At 43.9% G+C, this 15,887-nt stretch carries 11 protein-coding genes; 4 read left to right on the top strand and 7 right to left on the bottom strand.

Features of this window, described 5'->3' with window-relative positions:
- Nucleotides 1–91 precede the first annotated feature (91 nt).
- Complete coding sequence (locus tag D2V93_RS07825) at nucleotides 92–1,627, top strand: NAD(P)H-hydrate dehydratase (protein WP_119619057.1); 1,536 nt, start codon at nucleotides 92–94, stop codon at nucleotides 1,625–1,627.
- Here the strand turns inward: D2V93_RS07825 and D2V93_RS07820 are convergent.
- From D2V93_RS07820 to D2V93_RS07800, 5 genes are all read right to left on the bottom strand, one after another.
- The gene (locus tag D2V93_RS07820) at nucleotides 1,624–2,043 is read right to left on the bottom strand and encodes an STAS/SEC14 domain-containing protein (RefSeq protein WP_072880396.1); all 420 of its coding nucleotides are present in this window, start codon (nucleotides 2,041–2,043) and stop codon (nucleotides 1,624–1,626) included. The genes D2V93_RS07825 and D2V93_RS07820 overlap by 4 nt on opposite strands.
- 112 nt (nucleotides 2,044–2,155) lie before the next feature.
- Complete coding sequence (locus D2V93_RS07815; protein WP_182849966.1) at nucleotides 2,156–3,214, bottom strand: hypothetical protein; 1,059 nt, start codon at nucleotides 3,212–3,214, stop codon at nucleotides 2,156–2,158.
- Nucleotides 3,214–4,578: a DNA cytosine methyltransferase gene (locus tag D2V93_RS07810; RefSeq protein WP_119619056.1), complete on the bottom strand. Its 1,365-nt coding sequence runs from the start codon at nucleotides 4,576–4,578 to the stop codon at nucleotides 3,214–3,216. The genes D2V93_RS07815 and D2V93_RS07810 overlap by 1 nt, the downstream gene beginning before the upstream one ends.
- A gap of 2 nt (nucleotides 4,579–4,580) precedes the next feature.
- Nucleotides 4,581–4,889: a helix-turn-helix domain-containing protein gene (locus D2V93_RS07805; RefSeq protein ID WP_119619055.1), complete on the bottom strand. Its 309-nt coding sequence runs from the start codon at nucleotides 4,887–4,889 to the stop codon at nucleotides 4,581–4,583.
- A 143-nt stretch (nucleotides 4,890–5,032) separates the two neighbouring features.
- The gene (locus D2V93_RS07800) at nucleotides 5,033–7,585 is read right to left on the bottom strand and encodes an ATP-dependent Clp protease ATP-binding subunit (RefSeq protein ID WP_072880515.1); all 2,553 of its coding nucleotides are present in this window, start codon (nucleotides 7,583–7,585) and stop codon (nucleotides 5,033–5,035) included.
- 260 nt (nucleotides 7,586–7,845) lie between these two features.
- Here D2V93_RS07800 and gyrA point away from each other — a divergent pair, with 260 nt between their 5' ends.
- Nucleotides 7,846–10,371: a DNA gyrase subunit A gene (gyrA, locus tag D2V93_RS07795; RefSeq protein WP_072880394.1), complete on the top strand. Its 2,526-nt coding sequence runs from the start codon at nucleotides 7,846–7,848 to the stop codon at nucleotides 10,369–10,371.
- A 33-nt stretch (nucleotides 10,372–10,404) separates the two neighbouring features.
- Nucleotides 10,405–11,667, top strand: a complete 1,263-nt coding sequence (locus D2V93_RS07790; RefSeq protein WP_119619054.1) for a tetratricopeptide repeat protein — start codon at nucleotides 10,405–10,407, stop codon at nucleotides 11,665–11,667.
- A gap of 48 nt (nucleotides 11,668–11,715) precedes the next feature.
- On the opposite strand, the gene D2V93_RS07785 is transcribed toward D2V93_RS07790, so the two are convergent.
- On the bottom strand, nucleotides 11,716–12,468 hold the full coding sequence (locus tag D2V93_RS07785) for a C40 family peptidase (RefSeq protein WP_119619053.1): 753 nt from the start codon (nucleotides 12,466–12,468) through the stop codon (nucleotides 11,716–11,718).
- An 18-nt stretch (nucleotides 12,469–12,486) separates the two neighbouring features.
- A complete protein-coding gene (locus D2V93_RS07780) occupies nucleotides 12,487–13,662 on the bottom strand; it encodes an acetyl-CoA C-acyltransferase (RefSeq protein WP_119619052.1) in 1,176 nt (391 codons plus the stop codon).
- Nucleotides 13,663–13,775: 113 nt separating this feature from the next.
- Between D2V93_RS07780 and D2V93_RS07775 the strand changes: the two genes are divergently transcribed.
- Nucleotides 13,776–15,797, top strand: a complete 2,022-nt coding sequence (locus D2V93_RS07775) for an HD family phosphohydrolase (RefSeq protein ID WP_119619051.1) — start codon at nucleotides 13,776–13,778, stop codon at nucleotides 15,795–15,797.
- Nucleotides 15,798–15,887: the final 90 nt, after the last annotated feature.

Raw genomic sequence — 15,887 nt, 5'->3', positions numbered from 1 at the left:
AGGTGATAAAAGTAGTACATTTGGATACTTCATCAAATCCTTTGTGATGTTTTTTGCGAAATCCTCACGAATGACCAATATTTTTTGCTGAATGAAAATTTTTTCCGCACCTCAAATCTATCAAGCTGACAAATCGACAATAGAAAAGCAACAGATTTCCAGTGACGAACTCATGGAACGCGCAGCCACGCAGCTATTTGAGTGGATCCATTCCCGATTGAGGGGGACACAGGTAAGGATCCAACTGTTCTGTGGGATCGGGAACAATGGTGGCGACGGTATGGCGCTTGCCCGCCAATTGCTGGAGCACGGCTATTCCATCAAGGTCTATGTGGTCAATTATAGTGAGAAGCGGTCCGATGATTTTCTTTTGAACCTGGAACGGTTGAAGGAACGGAAACTTTGGCCCGATTTCTTGACCAAGGACAGTGAGCTGCCCGAGATTTCCCCTGATAATATTGTGGTGGATGCCATTTTTGGCATTGGTCTGAACCGGGCACCCGATACGTGGGTGGGCCATTTGATACAGCATATCAATGAATCAAGGGCCTTTGTGTTGGCCGTGGACATTCCATCGGGGCTACCCTCGGATAGGGCTCCTTGGAACCCTTCCCATGTGGTCCGAGGCAGTTATGTTCTGAGTTTCCAGATGCCCAAGTTGGTTTTCTTCCTCCCGGAAACAGGGGTGTATGTCAATCAATGGGAGTTGTTGGACATTGGTCTGGACGAAGAGGTACTTCAAAAAACGGAAGCAGATTTTGAACTGATCGGTAGGCCGGAAGTGTTGCCCATGTACCGACCTCGACTCAAGTTTTCCCATAAGGGTACCTACGGGCACGCTGTGATTATTGGTGGGAGTTATGGAAAAATAGGAGCAGTCCAATTGGCAAGCAATGCCTGTTTGACCGTTGGGAGTGGTCTTGTGACTGCCTTCATACCCAAGTGCGGATATGATGCTTTGCAAACTGCAGTGCCTGAAGTGATGGTTTTGACAGGTTCTAGGGACAAGAGTATTTCGGGAATAGAAATTCCATTTGAACCTTCTGCGGTCGGTATCGGTATGGGAATCGGTATGGATGATGATACGGTTGCGGCCTTTGGAACCTTCCTGAAAGAAATGGAAAGACCTATGGTCATCGATGCCGATGGTTTGAACATTTTGGCCAAGAATCCCGGAATGTTGGAGGATGTTCCAGAACTTTCTGTCCTTACGCCCCATCCCAAGGAGTTGGAACGTTTGGTGGGGAAATGGAAGGACGATTTTGAAAAATTGGAGAAAACCAAGGCTTTTTCCACTAAACATAACGTAGTGGTCGTCATCAAAGGGGGACATACCATTACTGTATATAAAGGGAAGGGTTATGTGAACACCACTGGCAATCCGGGCATGGCCACGGCAGGCAGCGGGGACGTACTGACAGGAATGATCACAGGTTTGATATCGCAAGGGTACCTTCCTCTAGAAGCGGCTATATTTGGGGTACATCTACATGGGTTGGCGGGCGATGTCTGTGCTTCCAAAAATGGATATGAGGCGGTGAAGGCTTCTGGTATTGTGGAACATATAGGAAGTGCCTATATGGAACTGTTGCGACAACCAGAAACTGAAAACAATAGCGGTACTTAGGCTTTGCCTTTACCTTTATTGTTTCTCACTCTTTTCTTTACCCAAGCCAGGGCGTTGTCAAATTCAATGAAGAACTCCATGTGCTTTTTGTAGAACAACTTTTCAATCTTGAAGTTGTGCATGTCAATTTCCTTCTTGGACACGATGGCAAATGCCTTGAGGTTATCGAGCCCCCTTACATAGTTGTATATCGTTGGATCCACGGCATAGGAATTTTTTCTCAAGCTGATGTACCCAAAATCCCTGTCCCTGAAATGTATCTCGGATATCCCAATGATCTGGTAGGCCCTTTCCAAGGTGACCGTGACCCCTTCGTCGAAGCTGGATACCATATAATCATCATAAACCTGCACGGTGCCAATATCCAAACGGTACTCGCGTACAACAACTGTCTTCTTAGTCGAAGTGAATTTCATCCCCAAATGTAGTTATAGTGTCTCTGTGACGAAAGTATATGTAATGACGGGTGAGGTGAAAAATACTAGATTAAACGCGCAAATATCGTTTATACTACTTTAGGGTATTATTTTAACCAAATATTAACTCCACCAACATTTTCTTCAAATCCAAATGTTTGGCACTATTTACAGTTTTTGAATTAATTGAAACCAACTCAATCCAATCCATTATTTTTTTCTTTTCGCTCGTCTTCTCGTTCCAATATTCGGTTAACTCAATTGATGATGTGTTAATCAAAACCTCTAAAACAGAGTCTATATTCTCAAACAATTTAATATAGATTCTTGGAATATTTTTGTATGTCTTATTCTTGATTAGATAATCGTCTTTTCCACCTGCTGTAAATAAATCTCTAATATTTGGGCATACAACAGATTCCTTTGTTACTAACCAAATAGCTAGTCGAGCAAATTTATCTCCTCGATTACTGAAAACCTCTGGAAAGTAAACCATTGTTCTATTTTTTATTTCTTGCTTTTCTTTTTGGTTTAGATTGTTCCAAATGTTGATGACAAGGTTACTTGCTTGCTCTGTGTCTTGAATCCACCACAAATCCTGTCCTGGTTTTAATTTACTTTTGTAGTAGTCTGTAATTGGTTTAATCGGATTTTGCTTTTGTCGCAATGTGTCGTAAGGCGTATTTATTTTGTCAAATATTGTTTTGCCTTTCTCCAAGTTCATATCTATTAAATATCTTGGCGAATGAGTAACAACGACTTCTGACAAGCATTCTTCATATGCTCTGCATTTGAATTCAATCGGTTTGCCGAGTTTGCCAAATAACATAAATATTCTTTCAACATCTTCAACTCTCGTGGATTCCAAAACGCTATTTCCTGTTGTTTTCCAATGATTTTGAGTAGTCGTTTTTACTTCTATTCCATAAAATTTATTTGCGATAATGTCAGGGAATTTTTGCCCGCCAATAACTTCAATTGAATTTTCAAAAGCAGTTCCCACCGCTAATTCAGTCATTACGTCTCCCACGTAAGGCTCAAGTTTGTTGCCTTTTAGTTGCTCTATCTTCTTTGGTGAATTTTTGGCGTGTGCATTTAATTCAATAATTGTTGAATTAAGCAAAGTGTTGAACTCGTTTTTATGCGGTTCTGAATTTACTGATACTACCATTATTTTCTAAAATATAAGTCCCAAACATCATCTAACCTCTTTGCTAAATTATATGCGAGTAGGGGCGGAACTGCATTTCCAATTATTTTGTATGCTTTTGACGGGCTTACCAAAAATGAACCTTTACGACCTTGCTTATTTTCAATTACAAATTCATAATCGGGTGGAAAAGTCTGGATTAAAGCGCATTCTCTTGGTGTTAACCGCCTTTCTTTTAGTCCTTTTGAAAGTTCTTCGGTAATTATACCACCATTTTTTTTGGATAAACGTCTGAACTCTATATTCCCGTGATGTTCGGCTCGGATTGTTGGGCTAATTCCATCAGGTTTAATTTCTATTTGTCCTTGACAATGTTTACCCATAAACTTTGCTTTTGAGTAAAATTTTTGGGATAAATCATTTGATTTTTCTGGCTCTTCTAAATTTGCAAAAAGTTCTTTTAAATCTACGTGGCGTTTTAAATTATCTCCGTCCGTTGTATAAGCGTGAGTTGGTTTTGGATAAGGATTAAATTTTTCTGATACAATTTCCTTTTCCAATTCTTCGAGTGCGGATTTTTTTAAAGCAGATTTCTTGATTCCAATAAAGAAAACTCTTTCTCTGGATTGTGGAACTCCATAATCAGCTGCGTGTAAAACTCTTGGCTTTAAAACCAAATATCCATTATCTCCTGTGGATGAAAAATCACTTTGAATTATGTCTTTTACGTTTGAAAGGTTAACCAAGCCTTTTACATTTTCTGCAATGAAAATTTTAGGTTGAGTAATTTCAATCACTTGCTTCATCCACATATAAAGCTTTCCGCGAGTTTCTTCTGTGGCACAAGTTTCAGTCTTCAGTTCGCCTTTGTGGTTTTTATGGGAATTGAAACCGTTTCTTTTTCCTGCGACACTAAAATCTTGGCAAGGAAAACCGCCCGTAACAATGTCAATATTTTCAGGAAATACTTTAGTTCCGCTTTGATGAAGTTTTACCAAATCAACGATACTATCGGTTTGATAGTCTTGAATATCGTGTCCTCTTTTGGAAAAATAATGCACCCAAGCATTTCTCGCATCTTTTAAAATGTCGTTTGCAAAAACTGTTTTGAATCGAGTTTGTTTAAGCCTTACAAAATTATTATCAAGTTCTCTTTCTATAAAATCAGGATTTAAAATTTCGTTTACCGAAGATTTTAAAACAGAAAAATCGCCTTCAAAACCTAAATCCATTCCTCCACAACCTGAAAATAAAGAGAGCATATTTAAAGTTGATTTGCCCTTTTCCTCTTCTTTTTGCAATTCAACTTTTGATTTGAATTTTACAGCTAATTGTGGTTCTTCAACTACGCTTGTGTTTTCCGTGTCAGTTGTCAATGTTCGCATAGCTAATTTTTTACGGCGTGAGATTTTAAATATTTTATTTTTCTTTCTGCCACTTTTAAAGCTTTGTTTGCACAATCTTCATTTACAATTTCGTAGGCTATTTTATCACTTAAAAACTGAATCATTAATTCATCTATATCGAGTTTTAAGATTTCCGCAAGGCGCTCCAATATTTCTTTCGTTGGTTTTCGCTCGTTTCTTTCAATCTTACTCAATATTGCTTGATCAATATCAACATAAGCAGAAACTTGTCTTAAAAAGAGTCCTAACTCTTGTCTTTTGTTCCTTAATATTTGTCCTATTGTTTCCATTTGAAATTTATGACTTGACAATTTGTGTCAAATGTAGCTGGTCAAATTAGAATATGCAAAATGTAAAATTATTTTTTGCTTTAGCGTGTGTATAAAAAAAAGCTGGCCATTGGCCAGCTTTGTATGTTGAGCATACGTTGGTACTACTCAGTTTCGGGTGACTTTTCAGTCTTCTTTATTTTGATGGTGAGCTCTTCTTTTTTCTCATCAAGGTCCATAAAGATACTGTCCCCTTCCTCAAGTTTGGAGTTCACGATTTCTTCAGCAAGTACATCCTCAATGTATTTTTGGATGGCCCGCTTCAAAGGTCTGGCACCATACTGCTTGTCAAAACCTTTGTCGGCAATATAGTCTTTGGCCTTGTTGGAAAGGCTTAGGTCGTAACCAATATCCTTGATCCTTCTGTAAAGTTTGTCCAGCTCGATATCAATGATCTTATGGATGTCCTCTCTTTCCAGAGGATTGAAGACAATCACATCATCTATCCTGTTGAGGAATTCAGGGGCAAAGGCTTTCTTGAGTGCACTTTCGATGACACTCTTCTGATGGGTGTCCTCCTGTGCCTTTTTGGCGGCGGTCCCGAAGCCCACACCTTGTCCAAAATCCTTCAATTGGCGCGCTCCGATATTGGAGGTCATGATGATGATGGTGTTCCTGAAATCGATCTTACGTCCAAGGCTGTCCGTCAAGAACCCATCGTCCAACACCTGCAAGAGCATGTTGAACACATCTGGATGGGCCTTTTCCACTTCATCCAAAAGAATCACGGAATAGGGCTTGCGGCGTACCTTTTCGGTCAACTGTCCGCCTTCTTCATAGCCTACATATCCGGGAGGTGCGCCCACCAATCTGGATATGGCGAATTTTTCCATGTATTCGCTCATGTCTATACGGATAAGGGCATCTTCCGAATCGAAAAGCTCCTTGGCCAGAATTTTGGCCAACTGTGTTTTTCCTACCCCGGTCTGTCCCAAAAAGATAAAGGACCCTATGGGTTTGTTGGGATCTTTCAGTCCTGCGCGGTTACGTTGGATGGCCTTGGCCACCTTGGCCACGGCTTCATCCTGACCAATTACAAAACCTTTGATCAGGTTGGGCAGTTCAGCCAATTTATTGCTTTCGGTCTGTGCGATTCTGTTTACAGGGATACCGCTCATCATGGACACCACATCGGCTACGTTGTCTTCGGTCACGGTCTCCCTATGGAGTTTGCTTTCCTCTTCCCAACGCTCTTGTGCAGATGCCAATTCTTTCTCCAGACGTTTTTCATCGTCGCGGAGCTTGGCGGCCTCTTCGTATTTTTGTTTTTTGACCACACTGTTCTTCAGTTCGCGCACATCTTCCAACTGACTTTCCAGTTCCAATATCTGTTTGGGTACGTCCATGTTCACTATGTGCACGCGGGAACCGGCCTCATCGAGTGCATCGATGGCCTTGTCGGGCAAAAATCGGTCCGTCATGTACCTATTGGTCAATTTTACGCATGCCATGATGGCCTCGTCTGTGTAGTTGACGTTATGGTGGTCTTCATACTTGCCTTTGATGTTCATCAAAATTTCGATGGTCTCCTCCACAGTGGTGGGCTCTACCATCACTTTTTGGAAACGGCGTTCCAAGGCACCATCCTTTTCAATGTATTGTCTGTATTCGTCAAGGGTCGTTGCACCGATACATTGGATTTCGCCCCTTGCCAATGCAGGTTTGAACATGTTCGAGGCATCCAAGCTTCCTGTGGCGCCTCCGGCCCCAACAATGGTGTGGATCTCATCAATGAACAAAATGATGTCATCGTTTTTTTCCAACTCGTTCATCACCGCCTTCATACGTTCCTCGAACTGGCCACGGTATTTGGTCCCGGCCACCAATGAGGCAAGGTCCAAGGTGACCACGCGTTTGTTGTATAGGATACGGGATACTTTTTTGTTGATGATGCGCAGTGCCAATCCCTCGGCAATGGCACTTTTGCCCACACCGGGTTCACCTATGAGCAACGGATTGTTCTTTTTCCGTCGGCTCAGGATCTGGGATACGCGTTCTATTTCCTTTTCACGGCCCACTACGGGGTCCAATTTGTTTTCCTCGGCCAAACGGGTAAGGTCGCGGCCAAAGTTGTCCAATACGGGTGTCTTGGATTTCTTGCTTCCCTTCTGCCCGGGGTTGGACCCGAAAGTGCTTTCTTTTCCATCGCCCACATCGTCGGCATCGCCTGGGAAGGATTCTGCCTGTGGGGAATCGATATAGTCGTCATCACTGGTGATCATGGATTTGAACTGTTCTTTGACATTATCGTAATCCACTTTTAGCTTGTGGAGTAATTTTGTTGTGGGATCGTTCTCGTTCCTAAGGATGCAGAGCAATAGGTGCGCTGTATTGATGGAAGAACTTTGGAAGAGCTTTGCTTCCAAGAAAGTCGTCTTCAATGCACGTTCCGCCTGTCGCGTAAGGTGCAGGTTCTTTTTGTCCTTTTGAACAGTTCCCGAATTCGGATTGGCAGGGCTCAGGATCTCCACTTTCCTGCGAAGGTGTTCCAGATCCACATCCAATGCGTCCAATATGTTGATGGCCTTGCCATTTCCATCTCTCAAAAGACCCAGCATAAGGTGTTCCGTTCCAATGAAATCATGGCCCAATCTTAGGGCTTCCTCCTTGCTGTATGCTATAACGTCTTTTACTCTTGGGGAAAAATTATCGTCCATAGGTTTCTTTTTCAGCAATTAAAATTAATAAAAGTATTGTTACATAGGTCAAATACCGTACCCATATTCGACAAACTAGTGGTAAATGTCGGAATATGGTGGCTTTCATGACTGTTTTAACATAGCTTTATTACAATGCTGGGGCTAGTGCCGAACTGTTGATAATTTTTTTAATAAAGTAAGCGTCCAGGGCTGTAAAAGCTGCTATTTTCTGTATATTGCCATGATATTTTAACCACAAAAAACAATAAGATTTTAGCATGGCGGAAGGAGAAAAGTTAATTCCTATCAATATTGAGGATGAGATGAAATCTGCCTACATTGATTATTCAATGTCGGTCATTGTGTCACGTGCCCTGCCAGATGTTCGTGATGGCCTCAAGCCGGTTCACCGAAGAGTGCTTTTCGGGATGCACGAACTGGGCGTTAGATCTACAAGCGCGCACAAGAAATCGGCCCGTATCGTAGGGGAGGTATTGGGTAAGTACCACCCCCATGGGGATACTTCGGTCTATGATACCATGGTACGTATGGCCCAAGAATGGAGCCTTAGATATATGTTGGTGGATGGCCAGGGAAATTTTGGCTCCGTGGATGGGGACAGCCCTGCGGCCATGCGTTATACGGAAGCAAGGATGCGGAAAATAGCAGATGAGATGCTGGCCGATATCGATAAGGAAACAGTGGACCATCAACTTAATTTTGACGACTCCCTGCAAGAGCCAACCGTTCTTCCTACCCGTGTCCCCAATCTATTGGTGAACGGGGCTTCGGGCATTGCCGTGGGTATGGCCACCAATATGCCGCCCCACAACCTTTCTGAAGTGGTGGACGGAACTATTGCCTACATTGACAACCACGACATTGAAATAGATGAGTTGATCACGCATATCAAGGCCCCTGATTTTCCGACTGGGGGAATCATTTATGGTTACGAAGGCGTGAAAGAGGCTTTTCACACCGGCAAGGGCCGTGTGGTCATGCGGGCCAAGGCCTCGTTTGAAGAGGTACAGGGCAGGGAGTGCATTATCGTGACCGAGATACCCTATCAGGTGAACAAGGCGGACATGATCAAGAAGACCGCCGACCTGGTAAATGAAAAGAAAATAGAAGGGATAGCCTCCATCAGGGACGAATCCGACAGAAAGGGAATGCGTATCGTTTATATCCTTAAGCGTGACGCCATCCCCAATATTGTACTCAACACATTGTACAAATACACGGCCCTCCAATCGTCTTTCAGTGTCAACAACATTGCCTTGGTCAAAGGCAGGCCGCAATTGCTGAACCTGAAAGAAATCATACACCATTTTGTGGAGCACAGGCATGAGGTTGTGGTTCGCAGGACAACTTATGAATTGAGGAAGGCCGAGGAAAGGGAACACATTCTTCAAGGTTTGATCATCGCTTCGGACAATATCGATGAGGTGATTGCCATCATCAGAGGTTCTTCCAATGTGGATGAGGCGCGGACCAATTTGATGGAACGTTTCAAACTGTCCGAGATCCAGGCCAAGGCCATCGTGGAGATGCGTTTGCGTCAATTGACCGGATTGGAGCAGGACAAGCTTCGTGAAGAGTATGAAGAACTGTTGAAGACCATCGAAGACCTTAAGGACATTCTTGCCAAAAAAGAGCGTAGAATGGAGATCATCAAGGAAGAATTGCTGGAGGTCAAGGAAAAATATGGTGACGAGAGAAGATCGGAGATCAACTATGCAGGTGGAGACCTTAGCATAGAGGACATGATCCCGGATGAGCAAGTGGTGATCACCATTTCCCATGCCGGCTATATCAAAAGGACCTCACTTTCGGAATACAAGACCCAAAACAGGGGAGGTGTGGGCCAAAAGGCATCATCCACCCGAAATGAGGATTTCTTGGAACACCTGTTCGTAGGAACCAACCACCAATACATGTTGTTCTTCACCCAAAAAGGAAAATGTTTCTGGATGCGTGTCTATGAAATCCCCGAAGGAAGCCGTACTTCCAAAGGAAGGGCCATCCAGAACCTGGTCAACATAGAAATGGACGACAAGGTCAAGGCGTTCATCTGTACGCAAGACCTAAAGGATGAGGATTATGTGAACGGCCATTATGTGATCATGGCCACCAAAAAGGGAATTGTGAAGAAGACTTCCCTGGAGCAATATTCACGGCCAAGACAGAATGGTATCAATGCCATAACGGTCAGGGACGATGATGAACTATTGGAAGCCAAGTTGACCACTGGAACCAGCCAGATATTCCTTGGTTTGAAGTCCGGGAAGGCCATCCGCTTCGAGGAAAGCAAGACCCGACCTATGGGCCGGAATGCTTCGGGTGTGCGTGGGATTACGTTGGCAGATGATAAGGACGAGGTGATCGGAATGGTTTCCGTGCACAATCTGGAAGATGATATCCTTGTCGTTTCGGAAAACGGATACGGAAAACGCTCCACTATTGAAGACTACAGGATCACCAACCGGGGAGGAAAGGGCGTGAAGACCATTTCCATTACCAATAAGACAGGAGGTCTCGTGGCCATAAAAAATGTGACCGATACTGACGATTTGATGATCATCAACAAGTCTGGAATAGCGATAAGAATGAGCGTCGAAGATCTTAGGGTCATGGGAAGGGCCACACAAGGGGTGCGTCTGATCAACCTTAGGGACGGAGATTCCATAGCAGCGGTGGCCAAGGTAATGAAAGAGGACGATCCCGTTCAGGACACCGATATCCTTGATATAGAGGTGAAAGGGGAAGATGGCACAGCAATTGATAACGATAACGAGAATAATTAATAAACATAAACACTAAATAATTAGATTTTTGACATGAAGACTAGAGTTTTGATACTACTTGCCATAGGGATTTCAACTATGGGATTTTCCCAGAAGGATGAAATCAAGGATGCAGAAAAGGCACTGAAGGACGGTGATGCGGCAGCAGCAAAAACAGCATTGGAAGCGGCAGCCTCTACCATTGATGCAGCAGATGAGAAACTGCAAGCACAGTATTATGCCATAAAAGGGAATGTGTATTCCGATTTGGCAAAAAAAGGGGATGCTTCAGCTTTTGAACCCGCAATCGAAGCCTATAACAAGGTCATTTCAGTGGAAGAAGCCAGTGGGAAATCAAAATATACCCCAGTTGCGCAGGAAAAACTGTCCCAGATGACCGCAGATCTTGTAAATGCGGCCGTAGAGGACAACAACAACCAGAAGTTCAGTGAAGCTGCCGAAAAACTATATATGGGTTATAAACTGAGCCCCCAAGACACCATTTATCTGTATTATGCTGCCAGCAGTGCTGTAAATGGACAGAATTATGAAAAGGCACTCGATTACTACAACGAGCTGAAAGACTTGAACTATAATGGAAGCGGGGTTACCTACACTGCGGTCAACATCGAAACTGGTGAAACGGAGACCATGGACAAGTCGACCCGAGACCTGTATGTGAAAGCGGGTACCCACAAAGATCCAAAGGAAGAAAAAAGCCCATCCAAGAAGCCAGAAATCGTGAAGAACATTGCACTGATCTACCAACAACTGGGCGATAGTGAAAAGGCTCTTGCCGCGTATGCAGATGCCCGTGCAGAAAACCCAGAGGATGTAAACCTTGTATTGGGAGAAGCCAATCTATATTATACTTTGGGTGACAAGGACAAGTTCAAGGAATTGATGGCACAAGCCTCGGAAATGGCACCTGATAACCCTGATTTGCTTTACAATATCGGTGTGATCAATATGGAGCAGGGCAATTTGGAAGATGCAAGGGATGCCTATAAAAAAGCCTTGGCCATTGATCCAGGCTATATCAATGCACTATTGAACCTTTCCACTACTTATGTGAACGAGGGCAATGGCCTTATCGATGAGATGAATGCATTGGGCAGCTCGAAAGCGGATATTGCCAAATATGACCAGTTGAAGGAGAAAAAGGACAGTCTTTTCAAGGAAGGCGCCAAGGTTTTGGAAGATGCACTGAAGACCAATCCGGATAATGAAAGTATCCTTACCCAATTGAAGAATATCTACGGAGCTTTGGGAGATACCGAGAACTTTATGAGGATGAAAAAACTATTAGGGGAGTAAAAAACCATCTAGGAGTAAATAAAAGAAGCCCCAATACTGGGGCTTTTTTTATATGATCTTTTTGATGACCCTTAATTTATGGGTGTATGATTTTTCTTGGGTATTGAAGATGCCCGTATGGTCCAAGCGGTCAATCCGGACATGCCCGTTCACGTGGATAATGTAGTTGTCCTTCAGGATGATGCCCACATGGTCGATGGTGCCATCCTGGTCATCAAAAAAGGCCAGGTCGCCAGGTTCACTCTCCTCTATGAAACTCAATGCTTCACCTTGTTTGGACTGAATTTCTGCCTTTCGTTCGAGAGTATATCCATTTATTTTATAGACCATCTGCGTAAAACCCGAACAATCTATACCAAATGGGGTCTTTCCCCCAGCCAGATAAGGGGCCTTTAAATACAAAAAGGCTGTGTCCACCAAATTTTCTTTGGATTTCAAACCATTTACATGGCTTCCCTCAAAAGAATGTCCCAATAGGTATGAGGAACCTATCATGGATCCCAACAGCACCGGGAGCAGCATCCCATCATCGGTACAGATGTGTGAAATGATATCGGAGGATATTTTTTTGTTCTTTTCAGCATCCAATTGCTGGAATACATCTTCGGTGATAAGGACAATCTGGTTGTTGGCAGCCCAGCCTTCATGGTTGTCAAAGGCCGTCCTGATCTTGCTCCACTTCTTTCTGTGCTCCAATACCTTGAAATGTTCGCCATATAAGAGTTGTGAGGACATTTCAGACGAATCATCGGGAGCTGTTCTAATGGGAACAATGCTCAGAGGACAAATTCCATATTGCATTTACAGTAGATTGAATCGCTAGTATTTTTCCAAAACAATTGCCGATGCCCCGCCTCCACCGTTGCAAATTGCGGCAGCACCCAGTTTGGCATTGTTCTGTTCCAATATGTTCAATAATGTTATGGTAATCCTGGCGCCGGAACAACCCAGTGGGTGTCCCAATGATACGGCGCCTCCATTCACGTTCACGTTGGAAGCGTCAAGTCCAAGGAGTTTCATGTTGGCAAGCCCCACAACGGAAAATGCCTCATTGAACTCAAAATAATCGATGTCCCCAATGGAAACCCCGGCCCGGTCCAGTGCTTTGGGAAGGGCTTTTGCAGGGGCAGTGGTGAACCATTCCGGTTCGTGCGCGGCATCGGCATAGCCTTTGATGAAGGCCAAGGGCCTTAATCCTAGTTCTTTGGCCTTTTCCTCGCTCATGAGCACCACCGCTGCTGCTCCATCATTTATGGTAGATGCATTGGCGGCCGTGACTGTACCTTCTTTGGTAAAGGCGGGACGTAGGGACGGGAGTTTGTCCAGTTTCACGTTTTTGTACTCTTCATCCTCACTGACCACAATGGGCTCTCCTCTTCGTTGGGGCACCTCCACTGGAACAACTTCATTGTTGAACTTTCCTGCCTTCCAGGCATCTGCAGATCTTTGGTAGGACTGGATGGCATAGGCATCCTGATCTTCCCGACTGAATTCATATTTGGTAGCGCATGCATCGGCACACACGCCCATGGCATTTTGGTCGTAGGCATCCACAAGACCATCCTTTTGCATGCCGTCAAGCAATGTGGACGGACCAAATTTGGTCTCACTCCTCAAATAGGCATAGTGGGGGATAAGGCTCATATTCTCCATGCCGCCCGCCACCACAATGGAATTTTCGCCCAGCGCAATGGATTGGGCCGCTTGCATTATGGATTTCATTCCAGAGGCACATACCTTGTTCACCGTGGTACAGGGAACGGTATTCGGAATACCGGCATAAATGGCCGCTTGTCTGGCGGGAGCTTGCCCTGTTCCTGCCTGTACCACGTTCCCCATCAGCACCTCTTCCACAAGTTCGGGCTTCAAATTAATTTTATCCAAGGCACCTTTTATGGCTACGGCTCCCAATCTGGGTGCGGGAACGGTGGAAAGGGACCCCATAAAGCTTCCGATTGGGGTTCTGGCGGCTGAAACGATGACAACTTTTTTCATATGTGCATTTTTACTTTTGCGAAAATACTAAATTTAAATGCAAAGCTATAAGAGGGTACAAGCCCACCATCTTCATTATTATTTTCTATTTTTGATGTTGACAGCACTCGGCTATGGGAAAAACATTGGATAATATCTATAAACACCAATCACTGGTATACAAGTATTTCCTCTATTTCGTCTCCGTGGCCTTGATTGTTTTCTTTTTTCCGAAGGGAGGGAAGTTCAAGTATGATTTCCAAAAGGGAAAACCTTGGCAATATGAGAACTTATATGCCCCCATCGATTTTTCCATTCAGAAGTCCCAAGAGGAAATAGCCCAGGAGCAGCTCACGATCCGCAATAACAAAACGGATTATTATGCCTTTGATGGCAATGTGGTGGCTAATGTGAAGTCCGAAGTGGAGAAAGGACTTGGCACCATGTTTTCTTCGCAACAAAGGAGGCAACTATGGGCATTGGCCGAGGAAGCCATAGATGAGGTATATGAGGTGGGAGTTTTCCAAGATTTACCCCAGGCCAGTTCCATTGTAGTGGTGAAGAACAATGAGGCCCTTCCATTGGGCAGCAATGGCTATCTGGATGTGGTAGGTGCCAAGCGGAGAGTTTCCAAAAAGTTTTCAGATAGCAACAACGCGGGAGCTTCCAGTGCGGAGGAGCTTGTGGAACGAAGCATAAAGCCCAATCTGGCGTATGATCGATCGTTGACCGAAAGTGCACTAAACGATGAACTCTCCAAGATTTCCTATACACGGGGTGAGGTGTTACAGGGAAGGCTCATCATCGCAAAGGGAGAGATTGTGGAGGCAGAGGACTTTAAGATCCTGAACTCCCTTAAGGATGAATATGAGTCTGAACTTTGGAGGGGCAACAATTACTATTTCATTTTGCTGGGGTATATCATATTGGTGGCCTTGGTCTTGATTATGTTGTTTTTGTTCATCAAACGTTACCGTAGCGATATTTTCACCAACAACAATAAGGTCACTTTCATCTTTTTCAATGTGCTGCTCATGGTCCTAGCCACCACTTTGATGGTGAAGCACTATGAAAACTATGTTTATATGGTCCCTTTGTGCATTCTCCCATTGGTGCTCAAGAATTTTTTCGATGCCAGACTAGGTCTGTTCGTTCATGTGCTCACAGTCCTTATTCTGGGTTTTGTAGTGCCCAATAGTTTTGAATATATCTTTTTGCAGATCATAGCCGGCATCGTGACCATCCTGACGGCATCCGAGCTGTATAAGAGGGCCAATCTCTTTATTTCGGTAGGGCAGATCACCATGATCTATATCATTGGTTATTTTGCCTTCCATGCCATTCACGAGGGAAATCTGGAGAATATCGAATGGATCTTGTTCGGGGTTTTTGTCCTGAACGGACTTTTGACGCTTTTTGCCCAGCCTCTGATCTATATGTTCGAAAAGCTTTTTGGACTTATATCCGATGTTTCATTATTGGAACTTTCGGACACCAACTCCAAATTGCTCAAGGAACTGTCCGACAAGGCCCCAGGGACTTTTCACCACTCATTGCAAGTGGCCAACCTTGCCGAGGCCGCAGCCAACGAGATTGGGGCCAATGCCATGTTGGTCAGGGTAGGGGCCCTGTACCACGACATTGGTAAAATGGAGCATCCGACCTACTTTACGGAAAATCAGATCACGAGTGTGAATCCTCACGATGACCTGCCCCCTATGGAAAGTGCAAAGATCATTGTGGACCATGTCATCAACGGTATCGAGATTGCCCGAAAGAACAATCTGCCCGATCGTATCATAGATTTTATCCGGACCCATCATGGGACTACCTTAGTGTATTATTTTTTTAAGAAGCAGCAAGAACTGGACAAGGAGGTGGATGAAGATGATTTTAGGTACCCCGGGCCGATTCCCTTCTCGAAGGAAACAGCTATATTGATGATGTCAGATGCTGTTGAGGCCGCCTCCAAAAGCCTAAAAAATCCAACCTTTATCGCTATAGATGAGTTTGTGGAAAAAATTGTGAAGGGACAGATGCAGACCAACCAGTTTTTGAATGCCAATATTACCTTGAAAGAGATAGAGATGGTCAAGAAAGTCTTGAAGCAAAAGCTTACGAACATCTACCATTTGAGGGTGGAATATCCAGAATAGCAGAGGGATGCAAACTATTGGTTTAAAAAAATGGAAAAATAGTTGCGATCTATTGGATGAAAAGGTACATTTGCATCCGCATTTTTGGAG

The organism is Flagellimonas taeanensis (assembly GCF_003584105.1).
Taxonomy (GTDB): Bacteria; Bacteroidota; Bacteroidia; order Flavobacteriales; family Flavobacteriaceae; genus Flagellimonas; species Flagellimonas taeanensis.
Note: the sequence above shows the minus strand (reverse complement) of the source record. Positions and strands in the feature narration are given on the sequence as shown.